This window comes from Solihabitans fulvus (assembly GCF_008386585.1).
Classification (GTDB): Bacteria; Actinomycetota; Actinomycetes; order Mycobacteriales; family Pseudonocardiaceae; genus Solihabitans; species Solihabitans fulvus.
In genome coordinates this window covers 126968-144724 of sequence record NZ_VUOB01000022.1, presented here as the reverse complement: position 1 = coordinate 144724, position 17757 = coordinate 126968, and the positions used below count along the sequence as shown (strand labels likewise).

The window sequence follows — 17757 nt, the reverse complement described above, 5'->3', positions numbered from 1 at the left end:
TGGTGCTCAGTAAGCGAAGTCGAGGCCCGCAGCCGCGCCAACCAGCTCGACGGCGTCCACCGGTTGGAGGATCGCCTCGGCGATCGCGTCCTGCACGATGCTCGCGTCCGGCAGGTCGAAGTCGCAGATCTGCGGCTTGACCCGCCAGTGCACGACACCGTGCGTCGCTGGCGTCGGCGGCAGCGGGATCCAGTCGCCGATGCCGTAGTGCCGGATGTCCTCGCGCTCGGCCAGCTCGGGACGCAGCCGCCGTCCCGACGCGATCAGGAACATCCAGCGACCGTCCGGAGTCGCGGCGATCGGCACCGGGATCCCGATTGCCCGCAGCGCACCGGCGACCCGGCGACCGAGATCGGCGCTCACCTCGATGGCGTCGACGACCAGGCCGGTGGCGACCAGGAGGCTGTAGGAGCGGCCGGTCCACCAGGCGGCCACCTGTTCCGGCTTGGTGCCAATGCGTTCCTGCCAGTCGCGGTGCACGGGAACGGGGCCGTCCTGCTCGACTCCGTTGCGCCCGGCCCAGCCCTCGCTGGTCGGATAGGTGCCTGGCAGCACTGGCCATCCGCGCCACGCGAGGCCGACAGCCTCCGCCCGTAGCTCAATGCGGAAGGCCCCGCGCCAACTATCCGACCAGTCCATCTGTGTCGCCTCCTTGCGCTTGAGGCACTGCGTCGTGCCCTCACCTAGACCTAACGGCACGGGGGCCGGGTGGGGTAACTCCCAGTCGACAACTGGTCGCTACGGCACGGCGAACGATGGCGGCACCATTGGGCGGCTTAATCACCGCCCGGGTGTCGGCCTGGTCATTAACAGCAGGTGAACCCCTAGTGAGCCCGCTCACCGTTGGTATACGACCGTTCGTCGCGTTTTGCCCCCGTCAGACTTCAGCCGGACCTGCACGGGCCTTCGCGTTTGTCGCACCGAACATCGCAAGCACCCCAGGAGGTCGAGCGGTGACCTCCACGGACACATCCCAGCCCTGAACTGTGCAACTGTGCATTTCCGCCCGCATCCGCTCGACCACCCACCGGGCCCGCTCGCATGCCGACGGCTCGCCGACGGGAAGCTGCGCCGCCGCGGCGAGCGCGGCCAGATCCGCCGCACCGGCCGCCCGATGCCGGGTGATGGCAACCGCGCCGAGGTCCGCCCCGACCGTGACGAACATGATCAACACGGCGAGTATCCCCACCGCCCAGACACTGGCCGAACCACGATCGCCGCCGTTCTCCCTGCGCGCCACCGGCCCGCGACCACTGCCGTTCTCCCTGCGCACCACAGGACCGCGACCGCTGCCACTCTCCTTTCGCACCACCGGACCACGATCGCCGTCGTTCTCCTTGCGCACCACCGGCCCACGACCACCGGGAACGCCCTTCGCCCGCCTCATCCGCCACCTCCCTCCTTCGCCACGGCGGGCTCCGCTGCGGCAGGCTCGATCACCGCGTACGCCTCCGCCCGCAGGTGGACTCCCGGCAACAACCCACCGACCGGCTCCGCCCGAACTTCCGCCCGCACCGTGTCGCCGTCCGTCGCCACGGTCAGCTCGGCGCCCTTCGGCCCGATCTGCGCGACGGCCGCCGCAGCCCGGGACTGCTCGCCCCTGGCGACGAGCCGCGCGGCCTCCCGCGCGGCGTCGGTGCAGCGCAACTCGCCGAGAATCGCCTGGAGCCCGAGCAGGCCGAGCACCAGCGCGAAGGCCAACGCACCCAGCGCCACCGCAGCCTCGACCGTGACCGCACCCCGGTCGCCGCCCCTCTCACCGTCCGGCGGATCGACACCGTCCGTCGGATCGAAGCTTCCCATCGCGCCCGCGCTGGCCATCGCGTCGGCAGTGGCCATCGCATCGACGCCAACCATCACGTCGGCAGCGACAGTGCTCGCTGCACCATCCCGGCCAGCGCCGAGGCGACCGCGTCACCGCGCAGCACCATGACCAATAGCAGAGCCAGACCCGCAGCGGCGATCATGCCGATCGCGTACTCGACGGTCGCCATTCCCTCGTCGGCGCGAACCAATCCGGCGAGCCGAACTCGAAAACCGTGCATCATGACTGTTCCTTTCACGCGCCTCTCGGCGTCGATTAAGTCCATTGTGGACATTCATGCGGTCAGCAGACCGCCGATCAACTCGATGACCACAGGCAGCACACCGAGACAAAGAAAGGCCGGCAGGAAGCAGAGGCCGAGCGGCCCGACGATCAGTACCGCCGCCCGCTGAGCGCGGGCCTCCGCGTGGTCGATGGCCGCCGCACGCACCTCGGCGGCGAGGTCAACCGCCGCCCCGGCCAGCGCCGCACCCGATCGAGCGGTGCGACGTGCGCTTCTCGCCAGCGCCGCGGTCTCGGCGTGCCGAAGGGCGGGCGCCCACGCCGCCACCGGATCGGCGCCGAGCATCAGCAATTCCCCCACGTGCCGAAGCACTCCCCCGATCGGGGCTGGCGCGCCATCGGCCACCGCGTGCACCGCTGTCGGCACCGGCAGTCCGGCCAGGAGGCACGCGGCCAACAGGTCCCACCGCGCCGCCACGGCAAGCGGATCGACCGGCCGCCGGCCCGCCCGCGACCGAGCCTGCGGACGCCGCGCCGTGAGCCAGCGGAACGCGGCGAACGAGCCAGCACCGAGCACCGTGCCCAGCACCGCACCGGTCACCCCACCGAGCAGCACCACGGCGACGATCGCGACGACAACCGCCGCCACCACCGAAAGCCACGGCCCCGCACCGCCGCGCGCCTGGGCGGATGCCGTGCCGTCCTGCCCGCAGATCGAGGCGACCCGACCGCTCGCAACAGGAGATCCCGGCACCAACCCGACGGCCACGGCCAGACACAGCGCGGCGAGCGCGGACTGACTCATGGCACGCACCCTCCGGGACACGGCCCAGCATCTGAGGGAACGCGACGGTCGGTGCCGCGGACAGGTGCTCGGGTCGCCGTTGGGCACCTCCTGTTGCGGGCAGTGGCGGATGGGTCGTTGTCGCCCGGTGGAGGCATCCGTGCCTCGGTGCGCACCGGTCGGGTCGGGCTCGGCCGGAGGTCGGTCGGGTCTGTGGTCATGTCGGCACCGCCTGGTTGGTGAGCCTGGCGCTCCAACCAAGGCCGGCGCAGATCAACAGCGCGCCGAGGACCAGGAGCGTCTGGCCGATCGTCGTGCTGCACAACAGATGCAGCGGCCGGGCTCCGGACAGTTCGCCGAGCAGCACGCCGAGCACGGGCAGCGCGGCGAGCACCGCGACGCTGGCCCTCGGGCCCGCGAGACGGGCGTGCACCTGCCTGGTGAAACGCACTCGCTGCACCAGGTCGCGGCGCACCGCGTCGAGCACCTCGGCGAGGGCGACGCCGTGCCGGTCGGCCAACCGCCACGCCGCGCCCACCTGGTCGAGAGCTCCGGCCAGCGCGGGATGATCGGCCGCGACACCCTGCAAGGCGAGCGCGACGTCGCCGCCGAGGGTGGCGGTGGCGGCGACGGCGGTCAGGGCCGCGGCGGCGAGCGCCCCGGCGTCCTCGGCCGCGCCTGCCGCGGCCGACGCGGGATGCGCACCGGCCCGCAACTCCACGACGAACCCGCCAAGTGCCGCGGTGATCGAGGCCGTCGCCGCGAGTCGAGTGCGAGCACCTCGGGACGCTCGCGAACGCCGCCACACCGTGCCGGCGAGCATCGTCGCGGCGATCGCGCCGCCGACTCCGGCCAGCGCGAAGCCGAGCACCGCCGCGGTCAGCAGCACCGCGGCCGTGCCGGGGCGCGGCCACGGTCCGGCCCGCCACCGACGGGCGTTCGGCCGCAGGATCGCCAGGCGTCGAGCGGCCGCTCGGCTGGGCAGCGCGAGGATCGCCAGGGCGAACACCAATGGCGCGAACCCGGTCATGGCGAATTCACCGCCGCACGAGCGGACGGCCTGCGGCGGCCGGGCTGGTCGCGTCGTCGCCAGAACCTGAGGACGAGCGAGATGAGCGGGACGCGATGGGACGGAAGGGTTGGTGGAGTGGGAAGTACAGAAAGGGCGGCTGGAATGCCCGGCGCTGTGGAGCTGGTTGGCCGGAGGCCCAGGCGTTTGAGCGTGTATCGCGGTGGCGCCAGTGCGGCGGAGCTGAGATTGGTCATGAGGGCGGACCTTTCGATGAGTCGGGTGGGACTGACGGGACGGCCTGGCGTTCAGGGCCTTGGGAGGCCTGGCGTCAGGGGCGGACGGCGTTCCGGGATGGTGTTGCGCGGTCGGTCAGCAGGGCGGTGAGGGCGGGGCGGGCTTCGCGCCAGCCCGTGGTGTGGTGCCAGGCGGATCGCACCCGGACGTGGTCGCCCTGTCGGTCCAGGACGCCGATCTCGGCCAGGTGGCGTCTGCCGTCGCGGTCGCGACGCATGTGCAGTACCAGGTGGACGGCCGCCGCCAGTTGGCTGTGCAGCGCCGAACGGCCGAGGCCGCCGGACGCGGCGAGGGCTTCCAGCCTGGCCGGCACCTCCTCGGGTGAGTTGGCGTGGACCGTGCCGGCGCCGCCCTCGTGACCGGTGTTCAGCGCGGCCAACAGCTCGATCACCTCCGCCCCGCGCACCTCGCCGAGCACGATGCGGTCCGGGCGCATGCGCAGCGCCTGGCGCACCAGCTCGCGCACGGTGACCTCGCCGGCTCCCTCCACGTTGGGCGGCCTGGCCACCAGGCGCACCAGCTGCGGGTGGTCGGGCTGGACCTCGCCGGTGTCCTCGACGCAGACCACGCGCTCCTCCGGCGGCACGCAGCCGAGCAGCGCGGCCAGCAGCGTTGTCTTGCCGGACCCCGTGCTGCCCGAGACCAGCAGCGCCAACCGCGCCGCGACCACGTCTCGCAGCACCGCGGCCAGCTCGTCGTCGAACGTGCCAAGCGCGCGCAGCGTGTCGAGGTCGTGCACCGCGGGCCGCAGCACCCGCAGCGAGATGCAGGTGCCGCCCTGCGCGATCGGCGGCAGCACCGCGTGCAGCCGCACCCGGCCCGCCGCGCCCGCGTGGCCGAGCCAGCCGTCCACGAACGGTCTCGCGTCGTCCAGCCGCCTGCCGACGGACACCGCGAGCCGCTGGGCGAGCCTGCGCACCGCGTCCTCGTCGGGGAACGAGACCGTGCTGCGCCGCAGCCCACCGCCGGTGTCGACCCAGACCTGGTCGGGGCCGGTCACCAGCACGTCGGTGGTCGCCTCGTCCCGCAACAGCGGTTCGAGCGGGCCGGCTCCGACGAACTCCTGTCGCAGCACCCGCAGCGCGGTGAGCAGGTCCGTGTCGCCGACGACCCCGCCGGCCTGCGCGCGGACCACCTCGGCGACCGCGGCCGGCGTGATCTCCGTGCCCTGGCCGGCGAGCCGCTGCCGCACCTGGTCGACGAACGGCGCGGTCACGACGCCTCCCGACGGCGGGACTCGGTGGACAGCTCAGCGAGCACGGTGGTCGCCGCCGAGGCGAGCGGGCCCCGGCCGCGGTCGGGGAACCTGCCGCGCTCCAACGCCCCGGCGAGCCCCGGCTCCGGCCGCATCGCCGCGATCAGCGACGCGCCGACCGCCTCGGCCACCTCCGGCGGGGTGAGGCCACCGGGGGCAGGCCCCCTGACGAGCAGCCGCAGCGCGACACCGCGACCCGCGACCCGCTCGACCACCCGTTTCGCCGCGGCACAGGCCCGAACCTCGGCCGGCACCACCAGGACCGCGAGATCCGCCCGGTCCAGCACCGCCTGCGCGGCGTCGGTGAGCTGCCTCGGCAGGTCGCAGACCACGGTCTCGCCGCCGCGCCTGCCCGCGTCGAGCACGGCGGCGACGGCCTGGGGCTCTGGCCCTGGTCCGGCCCGGTCGCAGGACAGCACGGTCAGGCCGCCTCGCCCGCGCGGCCTGCCGGGCAGCGCGGACCGGAGCGCGGCGGCGGCCACCCTGCCGCCGGTGAGCCGAAGCGCCGGCCAGCGCAGCCCCGACTGCCGCTCCGCGCCGAGGGTGAGGTCGAGCCCGCCGCCGAGCGGGTCGCAGTCGACGAGCAGCGCCCGCCCGCCGCGGCGCAGCACGGACTGGGCGACGGCGGTGGCGAACACCGAGGCTCCCGCGCCGCCCCGGCCGCCGAGCACGGCGAGCACCCGGCCGGCCGACTCGGCGGGACCGTCCAGCACGTCGGCGAGCGCGCCGACCAGCCACGACTCCCCCACGGGCAGTTCGATGACGCGTTCGGCCCCGATGGCGACCGCGTTCTCCCAGACGCTCGGCGGTGGTTCGCCGTGGCTCACCACGAGCACACGGCCGCGTCTTGGCAGGGTCGCTCGAGCGCATTCCTCGGCCATCAGGTCGTCGATCAGCACCAGCGGCGCGGCCGCCCAGCGCTGCCGCATGGCCTCGACGTCGGGCACCCGTTCCAGCTCGCAGCCCGCGACCGCAGCCAGCCTGAGCAGGTCGTCGAGCAGTGTGTCGTTCCCGATCAACGCGATCGGTCGCCGCAGGTCCATTGGTCTCCCCGTTTCGGTCCGTTGCCCGGCCCGACAGGTGGCCGGGCGGATCGAGACCAACGGTCCTTGGCGGTGAGTAACGCCACAACTGATCGTGATCAAGATGTGGACAGGTGGGGGTGTTGTGGACAAGTCAGCCCCGCCGAGCCGAGGACGCCGGGAATTGTCAGACCCGTGGGTCAGGATGAGCGGGGGCCTCCGTGCCCTGGCGACGACGAGGCGGCGCCGGGATGCGTTGCGGCGACGGCGAAGGGCGCGCGAGAGGCGACCGAACGCGAAGAGACGGCGAAGGCCGGGAAGGAGAGGCTGGTCAGCGGGCCGCGACCGGGTCCGGACATGGGACGACCCCCGCCAGGGGGGAGGGACGGGGGTCGTCAACGGTTCAGCCCCGGGGGGTCGGACTGAACCTGTCCGGCCGAACCGGACTCACATACTGTATCCCCCTGCGGCGCGCCGCCGCCTCCCCTTCGGGCGAAGGGACACGGGAAGATTTCGGCGACACGTCCCATCGGCGAACCCCGCAGGTCCGATCGGACCATTCAGCGGACGCCTAAGGTGGAGTGGTGACCGATTCCAGCAGCGGCGGGCAGCTCACGAACGGCGCCCGCGTCGCGGCGTTCTTCGACCTGGACAAGACGGTCATCGCGAAGTCCAGCACGCTGGCCTTCAGTCGCCCCTTCTTCCAGGAGGGGCTGATCAACCGGCGCGCGGTGCTCAAGAGCGCCTACGCGCAGTTCGTCTTCATGCTCGCCGGCGCGGACGCCGACCAGATGGATCGGATGCGGTCGCACATCACCGCGCTGTGCGAGGGCTGGGACGTCGAGCAGGTCAGGTCGATCGTCGACGAGACGCTGCACGACATCGTGGATCCCTTGGTCTACAAGGAAGCCACCCAGTTGATCACCGACCACAAGACCGAGGGGCACGACGTCATCGTGGTCTCGGCCTCCGGCGAGGAGATCGTCGCGCCGATCGCCAGCATGGTCGGCGCGACGCACAGCGTCGGCACGCGGATGGTGGTCTCCGGCGGCCGGTACTCGGGCGAGATCGGCTTCTACTGCTACGGCGAGAACAAGGCGATCGCCGCCAAGCAGTTCGCCGAGGAGCACGGCTACGACCTCGAGGCCTGCCACGCCTACTCGGACTCGATCACGGACCTGCCGCTGCTCGAGGTCGTCGGTCATCCGACGGTGGTCAACCCGGACCGGGCGCTGCGCAAGGTCGCCGCGCAGCGCGGCTGGCCCGTCCTGACGTTCTCCGACCCGGTGTCGCTGCGCGCCAGGATTCCGACGCCGTCGGGCACCGCCGTCGCGGCCGCCGCGGTCGGGCTCGGGGCGGTCGCCGCCGCGGGTGTCGCCTGGTACGGCCTGCGCCGCCGCCGCAACCGCTGAACCTCGCCGAATCGACTCCGGCCGGGTGACCGACACCGCCCGATCGGCGGTACCTGGCGTGGGCCGTTCGGCCGTATCTGCTGGTCGGCGACGCGGGCTTTCGCTACTGAACGTGGCTTGACCGGTGCACCCGTACGAGCCCTTGCTGTGACCGCCGACACGGATTACAAAGGAGGTGCGGACTTCTGGTCGGCTAGGGACGAAGCGGAAGAGAAGCGACGTCCACCCCGAAAGAACTCCGTGCGCGGACTTCGGGCACCCACGCGCAGCACGCCGCGGGAGGCTTGTCGTCTAGGACCTGCGTACTGGGACGCCGGACGCCGAGGTCAGGTTGGTACGACACGAGTTGCACGCTTGGTAACTCGACAGCCCGCGCTCGTGGCGGCGCCCGCAGGCCAACGGCCGGCGGGCGCCGCCGGCATATCCGGGCATTTCCCCCGAGCCGGGCTCCCGCCGTTCACCGGATCCGGGCGCTACCCGTTCACACGATGCGTGTTCCCGCCAGCTGCGGCACATTTCACCCAGCGCGGTCGGTTGACCCACCTCTGTGACGTGGGTAACTTGCCGATTTGAACCACGTTGTGGTGAATGACTTTCGACGCACACGAGCCCGCCAAGGCGCGGGGGGCTGGGAGACCGCTGTGCACCGGACCAATGCCGCCATCCGCAGTCCACTCACCATCCTGCTCGCCGGGGTCGTGGCCACCATCCTCGGGGGTGCTTCGCCCGCCATGGCCGCACGGACCAGCAGCGCGGGCCCCGCCGACCGGGGCGACGAGGCGATGCTGGCCAGTGTCGGCGCGGCGCTGCACGGCATGTCGCTCGAGGACAAGGTCGGCCAGCTCTTCGTCACCTACCTGCACGGCAAGTCGGCCGACGAGGTGAACGCCGACAACCAGAAGGACTTCGGCGTGGCCACCGCCGCCGACGTGGTGCGGCGCTACCACCCCGGCGGCGTCATCTACTTCCACAACGCCAGCCGCGACAACATCGCCGACCCCGCGCAGGTCGCCGCGCTGTCCAACGGGCTCCAGCGGGCCGCGACGTCCTCGGGCGTCCGGCTGCCGCTGACCATCGCCACCGACCAGGAACAGGGCATCGTCACCAGGATCGGGCCGCCGGCGACCCAGTTCCCCGGCAGCATGGCGCTCGGCGCGGGCCGCAGCGCGGCCGACGCGAAGCAGGCCGCCGCGATCACCGGGCGCGAGCTGCGCGCGATGGGCATCAACCAGGACTTCGCGCCGGACTCGGACGTGAACTCCAACCCGCAGAACCCGGTCATCGGCGTGCGGTCCTTCGCTGGCGACCCGGCGCTGGCCGGGCAGCTGGTCGCCGCGCAGGTCGACGGCTACCAGCGGTCGAGCTGGCCGACGGCGACGGTGTCGGCCACGGCGAAGCACTTCCCCGGCCACGGCGACGCCGGCACGGACAGCCACACCAGCCTGCCGATCGTCGACCACACCATCGACCAGTGGCGGCAGATCGAGAAGCCGCCGTTCGTCGCGGCCATCCGCGCCGGCATCGACTCGATCATGACCGCGCACATCGAGTTCCCGAAGATCGACCCGTCCGGGGAGCCCGCCACCCTGTCGCCGACGATCCTGACCGGCCTGCTGCGCCACGAACTCGGCTACGACGGCGTGGTGATCACCGACTCGCTGGAGATGGCGGGCGTCCGGCAGCTGCACAGCGACGCGGAGATCCCGGTGCTCGCGCTCAAGGCCGGCGCCGACCAGCTGCTGATGCCGCCGAACCTGGGGCTGGCCATCGACAGCGTGGTGGCGGCGGTGCGCAGCGGCGTACTCACCGAGCAGCGCATCGACCAGAGCGTGTTCCGGGTGCTGCGGATGAAGTTCCTGCGCGGCATCCTGGTCAAGCCGCTGGTCGACGAGAAGGCCGTCGGATCCGTGGTCGGCACCGCCGACAACCTGGCCGCCGCGCAGCGGATTACCGACCGCACGGTCACCGCGGTCCGCAACGACGCCGTGCTGCTTCCGGTGCGCGGCAAGCCGGGCCACGTGCTGGTGACGGGTTGGGGTGTCACCACCACGGCGACGCTGTCCGGGCGGATCGCGGCGCGCGGGCCTGCCGTGCAGACCATGGCGACCGGCTACGGGCCGAGCGACGACCAGATCGGCCAGGCGGTCACCGCGGCCGGCGGCGCGGACCTGGTGGTGGCGCTGACCAACGGGCTGCCGGACGATCCGCAGCAGCAGGCCCTGCTGACCAGGTTGCTGGCCACCGGCAAACCGGTGGTCGCGGTGGCCGTGCGCAACCCGTACGACACGGGGTACGTGGACGCGGCGCAGACCTGGCTGGCCACCTACTCCTACAGCGCGGTGTCGATGGAGTCGCTGACCAGGGTGCTGTTCGGCGAGATCTCGCCGAAGGGCAAGCTGCCGGTGAACGTCCCGGCGGGCGGCGACGCGAAGACCGTCCGGTATCCCTTCGGCCTCGGCCTGAGTTGGTAGCCGTGGGCGGCTTCTCCCGGCGGCGACTGCTCGCCGCCGGGGCTCTCGCGGTCCCAGCGCTGACCGCCGCAGGCTCGGCGGCGGCGGAAACCGAGCAGCCGGACGGGCGCACGGACGCGGACACCGCGCAGTCGGGGGTGCGCACGGGCGCGGAGGTGCTGGCCGCACAGGGCTGGCAGCGGTTGGCCGGCCGGCGGGTCGGGGTCGTCTCCAACCCGACCGGCGTGCTGCGGGACGAGACGCACATCGTGGACGCGATGGTCGCCGCGGGCCACGCGCCGGTGGCCGTGTTCGGGCCGGAGCACGGGTTTCGCGGCACCGCGCAGGCCGGCGGCTCCGAGGGCAGCGCCCCGGATCCACGCACCGGAATCATCGTCTACGACGCGTACGGCGCGAACCGGGACGCGCTGGCCGCGATGTTCCGCAAGGCCGGTGTGGAGCTGGTGGTCTTCGACATCGCCGACGTCGGCGCGCGCTTCTACACCTATGTCTGGACGATGTACACGGCGATGCAGGCGTGCGCCGCGACCGGCGCCGGGTTCCTCGTGCTGGACCGGCCAAACCCGATCGGCGGCAGGGCGTCCGGCCCGCAGCTCGACCCAGCCTACGCGTCCGGGGTCGGCCGCAAACCCGTTGTGCAGCAACACGGAATGACCGTCGGCGAGCTGGCCGGCCTGTTCCAGGGCGAGTTCCTGCCAAGCGACGGCGGCCGAGTGTCCACTGTGGACGTCGCGCGCGTGCGGGGCTGGCGGCGCGACGAGCTGCGCACCGACCTGCCGTGGGTGCCGCCGAGCCCGAACATGCCGACGCAGGACACCGCGCTGGCCTATGTCGGCACCTGCCTGTTCGAGGGCACGTCGCTGTCCGAGGGCAGGGGCACCACGCGGCCGTTCGAGACGATCGGCGCGCCCGGCATCGACTGGCGCTGGGCGGAACGGCTCAACGGCATGGCGCTGCCGGGGGTCCGCTTCCGGGAGGCCTACTTCGCGCCGACCTTCAGCAAGTTCCAGGGCGTCACCTGCGGTGGCGTCCAGCTGTACCGCACAGACGACGGCTCCTTCGACGCGATCCGCACGGCCGTCGCCATGATCGTGACCGCCCGCGCGGGCTACCCGGGTGTCTTCGGCTGGCGGTCGGACAACTGGATCGACCGGCTCACCGGTTCCGACCGACTGCGCCGGATGGTGGACGCCGGGGCGGGTGTCGACGAGATCGTCGGCGCCTGGCAGGCCGAGCTCGCCGCGTTTCGTCGACAGCGTGCGCCCTATCTGATCTACCGGTGAGGAAGTTATGCGACTTCAGGCAGCGGTGGCGGCCGCGATAATCACCGCCATGACCCTGACCGGGGCGACTGCGTTAGCCGAGCCGTCCGCCGACTTCGACTACGGCGGCACGGGCCGGTACGACCAGCCGTGGCACGGGTTCGCGCCGGCGTGGCTGACGTTGCGCGACGCGAACCCCGCCGATGTCGGGCTCGACCCGGCGCCGATCGCGGGCGCGCTCGACGCGGTGACGGGCTGGACCAAGCCGGGCCCCGCAGGCCACCCGATGTTCTCCGGAGCGGTGACGCTGATGGTGCACGACGGCGCGGTGGTCGCCGACCAGCCGGCCGGCTACGCGGTGCGCTACTCCGACGGCGCCGGCACCGAGCTGCCGCCGGACCAGCGCGTGCCGATGGCGCGGGACACGATCTTCGACATGGCCTCGGTGTCCAAGCTGTTCACGTCAATCGCGGTGATGCAGCAGGTCGAGGCAGGCCGGGTGGACATCAACGCGCCGGTGGCGAGGTACCTGCCCGAGTTCGCGGCCAACGGCAAGGGATCGATCACCGTCGTCCAGCTGCTGACGCACACCTCCGGCCTGCTACCGGACCCGGTTCCCTCGCTGTGGCAGGGATATCCGGACATTCCGTCGCGGGTCAGGGCGATCATGGAGACGACGCCGGCCAACCCGCCGGGCACCACCTACTCCTACTCCGACATCAACCTGATGACGCTCGGCCTGCTCGTCGCGAAGGTCAGCGGGTCCACTTTGGACGGTCTGGTGCGCGAGGGCATCACCGCCCCGCTCGACATGTCGGACACCGGGTACAACCCGCCGGCCAGCAAGCTCGACCGGATCGCCGCGACGGAGTTCCAGACGAGCCCGCCGCGCGGAATGGTGCGCGGCCAGGTGCACGACGAGAACGCGTGGTCGCTCGGCGGGGTCGCCGGGCACGCCGGGGTGTTCTCCACCGCGCACGACATGGCCGTGCTCGGCCAGACCATCCTCAACGGCGGCACGTACCGGGGACACCGCATCCTGCGCGAGGACACCGTGCGGCAGATGCTGACGAACTTCAACGCGAAGTTCCCCGGCGACTCGCACGGGCTCGGCTTCGAGCTGGACCAGCGCTGGTACATGGCGGGGTTGAACAGCGCGAACAGTGCGGGACACACCGGCTACACCGGCACGACGTTGGTGCTCGACCCCGAGTCGAGGTCGATCGCCATCCTGCTCACCAACCGGGTGCACCCCAGCCGCAACTGGGGCACGATCAATCCGGCCCGGCGCGCGGTGGCGGACGGCCTGGCCAGGTCGATGGCCGTGCGGCCGAGGCAGGGCAGCACGGAGTGGACCGCGACGGCCGCGGCCGACCAGGCGGTGACGCTGTCCACGAAGCAGCTTCCGGTGCGCGGGAAGACCATGCGGGTCTCCTTCGACGCCTTCGTCGACGTCGACGCCGAGGACGGCGACCAGCTCGCCCTCCAGTCCAGCGCCGACGGCGTCGCGTGGCAGCCGGTGCCGGTGCTGGCGGAGGGTGTCGGCGCGCCGCAGGGCCCGCAGCCCGCGCTCGCCGCCTACGGCCACCGACGCTGGTGGCGGGTCAGCGCCGAGCTACCGGCGACGGGCTTTCTTCGTTGGCAGTTCACCAAGGCCGGCATCTACTTCGGCCGGGGCGTCTACCTGGACGGGATCCGCGTGCAGGACAGCCGTGGCGTGCTGTTGGACGCCGAGCGCGACCCCGGCGCGCTGACCGCGCAGGGCTGGTCGGTGGTGAGTCGCTGAAGATTTTTTGCAGCCGCCCGATATCGGCACTTTAGGACAGGCCGAGACCTGCCCTTTGGGCAAGCTGCCAGACAAATGGGTAGTTTTTCGCCGCGACATGTCACATTACGTCACGCCGCGGCGATAGATCCTTGCCAGTCCGGTGACTCTGCGGCACAAACGGGGTGAGGTGGACCCACCCTCCGTTGACCCGACCGGTGACTGTTAGTAAGTTTCCCACGTGTCCAGCGACAATCAGGTCGTCGAGGCCAGTGAGACGAGTCCACTGGTCAAGATCCGTTCACTGCTGCCGGGTCTAGCCCGTGCCGAACAACGCGTGGCCAAGGTCGTGTTGGACAACCCCGCCGTCGTGGCGCACCGCAGCATCACCGAGGTGGCCGACGCGGCGGGGACCAGCGAGACGACGGTGACCCGGTTCTGCAAGGCGATCGGGGTCGGCGGCTACCCGGAGCTGCGCATCGCGCTGGCGGCCGACACCGCCCGCACCGCGGCCCGCGCCAACCGCGACCTCGGCGGCGACATCGGCCCGTCCGACGACCTGCGGCAGGTCGTCGGCAAGGTCGCCTTCGCCGACGCGCGGGCCGTCGAGGAGACCGCGGAACAGCTCAACGTCGAGACCCTCCAGGCGGTCGTGAACGCGGTGGCCGCCGCGCCGAGGGTCGACGTCTACGGCGTCGGCGCGAGCGCGTTCGTCGCCTTCGACATGCAGCAGAAGCTGCACCGCATCGGCAGGGTGTGCTTCGCCTGGAACGACGCGCACATCGCGCTCACCTCCGCCGCCGTGCTCGGCGCCGGCGATGTCGCGGTCGGCATCTCGCACACCGGCTCGACCGCCGAGACCGTCGAGGCGCTTCGGGTGGCCAGGGAACACGGCGCGACGACGGTGGCGCTCACGAACTTCCCGCGCTCGCCGATCACCGAGATCGCCGACCACGTGCTGACCACGGCCGCGCGCGAGACCACCTTCCGGTCCGGGGCGATGGCCAGCAGGATCGCCCAGCTCACCGTGGTCGACTGCCTGTTCATCGGCGTCGCCCAGCAGCACATGGACAGCGCGCAGGCCGCGCTGGAATCGACCTACCAGGCGGTGAGCGGCCACCGGCTCGGCGCGCGACCGGACGGTCGCCGCCGGCAACGGGAGACCGGAAAATGACCACCCGACCAGGCCTGTCCGTGCGGGTCGAGTCGCCGACCGAGGCGCGCAACCCGCGCACGGTCGACATCGACCGCATGTCGACTCTCGACGTGCTGCGATCCATCAACGCCGAGGACCACACCGTGCCCGACGCGGTCGCCGCGGTGCTGCCGGAACTGGCCGAGGCCGCCGACCTCGCGGTGCAGGCGCTGTCCAGCGGCGGCCGGGTGCACTACGTGGGCGCCGGCACCTCGGGACGGCTGGCCACCATGGACGCCGCCGAGCTGGTGCCGACCTTCAACGTCCCGCCCAACTGGTTCGTCGCGCACCACGCTGGCGGTTCGCAGGCGCTCGTCCGGGCCGTCGAGGACGCCGAGGACCAGGCCGAGGGCGGCGCGGCCGAGATCAGGAAGCACGTCGCGCGCGGCGACCTCGTGGTCGGCCTGACCGCGTCGGGACGCACGCCGTTCGTGGTCGGCGCGCTGAAGGCGGCCGGGGCGCTCGGCGCACACACCGCGCTGGTGTCCAACAACCCGAACACGCCGCCGCCGGTCGAGGTGGACGTGCTGATCGCGCTGGACACCGGGTCCGAGGTGATCGCCGGCTCGACCAGGATGAAGGCGGGCACCGCGCAGAAGCTCGTGCTCACCTCGTTCTCCACGGCGGTGATGATCCGGCTCGGCCGGACGTACTCGAACCTGATGGTGAGCATGCGGGCCACCAACGCGAAGCTGCGCGGCCGCACGCTGCGGATCCTGCGCGAGGCGACCGGCCTCGAGGACCAGGAGTGCGCGGACGCCCTCGCCGACGCGGACGACGACCTCAAGGTGGCGCTCGTGCACCTGCTGTCCGGGGTGCCGACGGCGCGCGCGGCCGAGGCGCTCGCCGGCGCGAAGGGGCACGTGCGCGGTGCGCTCACGACGCTCGGGGCGACCAGATAGGACTAGTGTCGCCTTGGCGCTCCGTGCGGTTTGGCCGTTCTGGCTGACTCAGCAGTACCGGCAGCGGAGTCACCACCGTTTCGTCCACGAAGAGGACACGACGCTTCGTCCACGAAGAGGACACAAGGCTATGGACCTGACTCGCTTACGGACCTCGCCACGGCTGGTCGCCGCAGCAGCGGTGGCCGCGACGCTCGCGCTGACCGTCGGCGCCCCGAGCGGGTCGGCCGCGCCATCGACGGCCACGCCCTCGACGGCAGCGCACGTCCGGGCCGCCGACGTCACCATCACGCCGCCGGGCGTGTACGCGTACGTGGCCGACAACGCCGCAGGGACGGTCTCGGTGCTCGACACCGCGACCAGCACCGTCACCGGCACCATCCACCTCGACGCCGGCACCACCGTGCGGCGGCTGATCGCCAGCCCCGACGGCCTCTACCTCTACGCCCTGACCGGGCTCGGCCGGATTCAGCTCCTCGACCCGATGACCAGCGAGGTCATCGGTCCGCTCGCCGGCACGGCCGAGCGGACCTATCTGCCGAGCTTCCAGACCATGGAGCTGAGCCCGGACGGCAAACACCTGTACGGGCTGGAAGCCAGCAACGGGGCGGGCTCCGCCGTGTCGGTGTACGACTATGACACCGCCACGTTCACGCTCAGCCACGTGATCTGGACCAAGGCCATCGAGCTGGCGGGGGTCGCGTTCAGCCCGGACAGCAGCCGCGCCTACCTCAGCGGCGGCAACTCCCTGATGGTCATCGACACCGCGTCCGGCACGGTGACGACCGACCACGGCCTTGGGCGCCCCGCCGGTCACGTCGCACTGTCGCCGGACGGGCTGCGTCTCGCGATGATCGACCCCTTCTCGAGCCAGGGCAACAGGTCGATCACCACGTTCGACACCGCGACGCTCGCCGTCACCGGCCAGATCTCGCTCGGCGCCACCAGCCCCACCGGTGCCGACCTCGTCTTCAACAGGGACGGCAGGCGGCTCTACGCGGCCGGCTACCTGCGCGACATCACCGTCGTCGACACCGCGAGCACCACGGTCACGACCACCATCCCGGTCGGTGCCAACCGGGGCGTCCCGGCGCTCACGCCCGACGGCAGTCGCCTCTACGCGGCCACCGGCGACGCGCTCCAGGTGATCGACACCGCCACCGACACAATCGCCGCGCGGATCCCCAGCCCCCAGGGCACCGAGGACGACGCCGTCGCCGTTGGCACCGTGTGGGCCGACAACCGGGCGGGCAGCGCCTTGGACGCGAGGACGGCCACCGTCGCGCTGGACGAGACCACCGGGGCGCACTCCGCAGTCCACAACCTCAACGCCACCCTGACCGGCGACGGTGCGCCGATCGCGGGCCAGACCGTCGCCTTCGTCATGACCGACCGCACCCTGCTGTGCACGGCGGTCACCGACTCCAACGGCTACGCCGCCTGCGACTCCTCGCTCTACCTTCCCCAGGCCCAGCGGTTGATCGCGGAGGGCTTCCTCGCCGAGTTCTGGGGCTCGGCGGACTACCTGCCCACCGCCGACCTCGGCAGCGCCACCCAGGAGTAGTCGAGTCAGCCGGCCGCGGCCGCGTCGGCGATGCTGGTCGCCTCGCGCGCGCCCGCGACGATCGCCTCGCAGCAGAACACCAGCCAGCCGCCGACGCCCTCCGGCGTGCCCTCGGCGAACGCGGCGGCCGCCGCCGGGTAGGCCGGGCCGCGGCGCAGGTAGGCGACCTCGGGCACGGCCAGCCCCTTGGGGTCCAGTCCGGTGGCGATCGAGGTCAGCCGGGACGCGGCCCTGGCGACCACGCCGCCGCCCTGCTCGAACGGGTTGAGCGCGAGCAGTTCTCCGTGCACCACGGCGGCGAGCAGCGGGCCGGGCACCGACGTGCCGCCCGCGACGAGGCCGGCGAGCAGGTCGAGGCGGGTCGCGACGCCGGGGGCCTGCCTCGGCCGGCCGAGCAGGTCCGACTGTCCCGCCGGCACCAGGTCGGCCGCGGCCAGCACGTGCAGCCTGGCCAGCGCCTGGAGCGGGGCCCGCTGCCAGGTGGTCAGGAGCAGGCCGAGCGACTCGGCGACCCGCAGCGCGCCGGCCAGCACCGGATCGGTGACCTCGCCGTCGGCTGGGATGTCGGTCGGTCCGCCGTCGAGCGCGGCCGAGGCTCTGGCGGCGCGCACGGACGCCTCGGCCGCCGTGGTCGGCCAACCCCTGCGGTTGGTCGGGTGCCGGTGCACCTCGCCGACGGCGTCCCTGGCGGCCTTGACGGCATCGGTCACACCGGGCAGGTCGAGCAGTTGCGCCAAGGGGTCGGTCACGACGACGGACAGTACCCGGGCGC

The 17757-nt window shown here is 72.3% G+C and carries 16 protein-coding genes; 7 read left to right on the top strand and 9 right to left on the bottom strand.

Annotation, left to right across the window (positions count from 1 at the left end; translation table 11 throughout):
• Positions 1-6: 6 nt before the first annotated feature.
• The 8 genes from F0L68_RS13430 to ssd form a co-directional block, all read right to left on the bottom strand.
• Positions 7-639, bottom strand: a complete 633-nt coding sequence (locus tag F0L68_RS13430; RefSeq protein WP_149849861.1) for a bifunctional DNA primase/polymerase — start codon at positions 637-639, stop codon at positions 7-9.
• A gap of 238 nt (positions 640-877) precedes the next feature.
• A complete protein-coding gene (locus F0L68_RS13425; RefSeq protein ID WP_149849860.1) occupies positions 878-1387 on the bottom strand; it encodes an Rv3654c family TadE-like protein in 510 nt (169 codons plus the stop codon).
• Entirely contained in the window at positions 1384-1839 is a 456-nt protein-coding gene (locus F0L68_RS13420) for a TadE family type IV pilus minor pilin (RefSeq protein ID WP_306463150.1), read from the bottom strand. Before F0L68_RS13420 ends, F0L68_RS13425 begins: the two co-directional genes overlap by 4 nt.
• Positions 1840-1856: 17 nt before the next feature.
• Positions 1857-2048: a DUF4244 domain-containing protein gene (locus tag F0L68_RS13415; protein ID WP_149849859.1), complete on the bottom strand. Its 192-nt coding sequence runs from the start codon at positions 2046-2048 to the stop codon at positions 1857-1859.
• Between the two features lie 51 nt (positions 2049-2099).
• Positions 2100-2852, bottom strand: a complete 753-nt coding sequence (locus F0L68_RS13410; RefSeq protein WP_149849858.1) for a type II secretion system F family protein — start codon at positions 2850-2852, stop codon at positions 2100-2102.
• A 196-nt stretch (positions 2853-3048) separates the two neighbouring features.
• On the bottom strand, positions 3049-3861 hold the full coding sequence (locus F0L68_RS13405) for a type II secretion system F family protein (protein WP_149849857.1): 813 nt from the start codon (positions 3859-3861) through the stop codon (positions 3049-3051).
• A 310-nt stretch (positions 3862-4171) separates the two neighbouring features.
• Complete coding sequence (locus F0L68_RS13400; protein ID WP_149849856.1) at positions 4172-5353, bottom strand: TadA family conjugal transfer-associated ATPase; 1182 nt, start codon at positions 5351-5353, stop codon at positions 4172-4174.
• A complete protein-coding gene (ssd, locus tag F0L68_RS13395; RefSeq protein WP_149849855.1) occupies positions 5350-6435 on the bottom strand; it encodes a septum site-determining protein Ssd in 1086 nt (361 codons plus the stop codon). The genes F0L68_RS13400 and ssd overlap by 4 nt, the downstream gene beginning before the upstream one ends.
• Before the next feature lie 563 nt (positions 6436-6998).
• On the opposite strand from ssd, the gene F0L68_RS13390 reads away from it, so the two are divergent.
• The 7 genes from F0L68_RS13390 (at position 6999) to F0L68_RS13360 (ending at position 16985) form a co-directional block, all read left to right on the top strand.
• Positions 6999-7826, top strand: a complete 828-nt coding sequence (locus F0L68_RS13390; RefSeq protein ID WP_188316552.1) for an HAD-IB family hydrolase — start codon at positions 6999-7001, stop codon at positions 7824-7826.
• Positions 7827-8557: 731 nt separating this feature from the next.
• Complete coding sequence (locus F0L68_RS13385) at positions 8558-10297, top strand: glycoside hydrolase family 3 protein (RefSeq protein WP_149850046.1); 1740 nt, start codon at positions 8558-8560, stop codon at positions 10295-10297.
• A gap of 2 nt (positions 10298-10299) precedes the next feature.
• On the top strand, positions 10300-11580 hold the full coding sequence (locus tag F0L68_RS13380; protein ID WP_149849853.1) for an exo-beta-N-acetylmuramidase NamZ family protein: 1281 nt from the start codon (positions 10300-10302) through the stop codon (positions 11578-11580).
• Positions 11581-11629: 49 nt separating this feature from the next.
• Positions 11630-13345: a serine hydrolase domain-containing protein gene (locus F0L68_RS13375; protein ID WP_223198755.1), complete on the top strand. Its 1716-nt coding sequence runs from the start codon at positions 11630-11632 to the stop codon at positions 13343-13345.
• 220 nt (positions 13346-13565) lie between these two features.
• Positions 13566-14498: a MurR/RpiR family transcriptional regulator gene (locus F0L68_RS13370; RefSeq protein ID WP_223198754.1), complete on the top strand. Its 933-nt coding sequence runs from the start codon at positions 13566-13568 to the stop codon at positions 14496-14498.
• Positions 14495-15421: an N-acetylmuramic acid 6-phosphate etherase gene (gene murQ, locus F0L68_RS13365; RefSeq protein ID WP_149849851.1), complete on the top strand. Its 927-nt coding sequence runs from the start codon at positions 14495-14497 to the stop codon at positions 15419-15421. Before F0L68_RS13370 ends, murQ begins: the two co-directional genes overlap by 4 nt.
• Positions 15422-15551: 130 nt before the next feature.
• Entirely contained in the window at positions 15552-16985 is a 1434-nt protein-coding gene (locus F0L68_RS13360) for a beta-propeller fold lactonase family protein (RefSeq protein ID WP_149849850.1), read from the top strand.
• Between the two features lie 5 nt (positions 16986-16990).
• Here F0L68_RS13360 and F0L68_RS13355 read toward each other — a convergent pair whose 3' ends face one another.
• Positions 16991-17734, bottom strand: a complete 744-nt coding sequence (locus tag F0L68_RS13355) for a Fic family protein (RefSeq protein WP_149849849.1) — start codon at positions 17732-17734, stop codon at positions 16991-16993.
• Between the last annotated feature and the right edge of the window lie 23 nt (positions 17735-17757).

Coding starts and splice junctions, on each gene's coding strand:
- F0L68_RS13430 (WP_149849861.1), bottom strand. CDS start 639: ATGGACTGGTCGGATAGTTGGCGCGGGGCCTTCCGCATTGAGCTACGG.
- F0L68_RS13405 (WP_149849857.1), bottom strand. CDS start 3,861: ATGACCGGGTTCGCGCCATTGGTGTTCGCCCTGGCGATCCTCGCGCTG.
- F0L68_RS13385 (WP_149850046.1), top strand. CDS start 8,558: ATGGCCGCACGGACCAGCAGCGCGGGCCCCGCCGACCGGGGCGACGAG.
- F0L68_RS13360 (WP_149849850.1), top strand. CDS start 15,552: ATGGACCTGACTCGCTTACGGACCTCGCCACGGCTGGTCGCCGCAGCA.
- F0L68_RS13425 (WP_149849860.1), bottom strand. CDS start 1,387: ATGAGGCGGGCGAAGGGCGTTCCCGGTGGTCGTGGGCCGGTGGTGCGC.
- F0L68_RS13410 (WP_149849858.1), bottom strand. CDS start 2,852: ATGAGTCAGTCCGCGCTCGCCGCGCTGTGTCTGGCCGTGGCCGTCGGG.
- F0L68_RS13415 (WP_149849859.1), bottom strand. CDS start 2,048: ATGATGCACGGTTTTCGAGTTCGGCTCGCCGGATTGGTTCGCGCCGAC.
- ssd (WP_149849855.1), bottom strand. CDS start 6,435: ATGGACCTGCGGCGACCGATCGCGTTGATCGGGAACGACACACTGCTC.
- murQ (WP_149849851.1), top strand. CDS start 14,495: ATGACCACCCGACCAGGCCTGTCCGTGCGGGTCGAGTCGCCGACCGAG.
- F0L68_RS13375 (WP_223198755.1), top strand. CDS start 11,630: ATGACCCTGACCGGGGCGACTGCGTTAGCCGAGCCGTCCGCCGACTTC.
- F0L68_RS13420 (WP_306463150.1), bottom strand. CDS start 1,839: ATGGCCACTGCCGACGCGATGGCCAGCGCGGGCGCGATGGGAAGCTTC.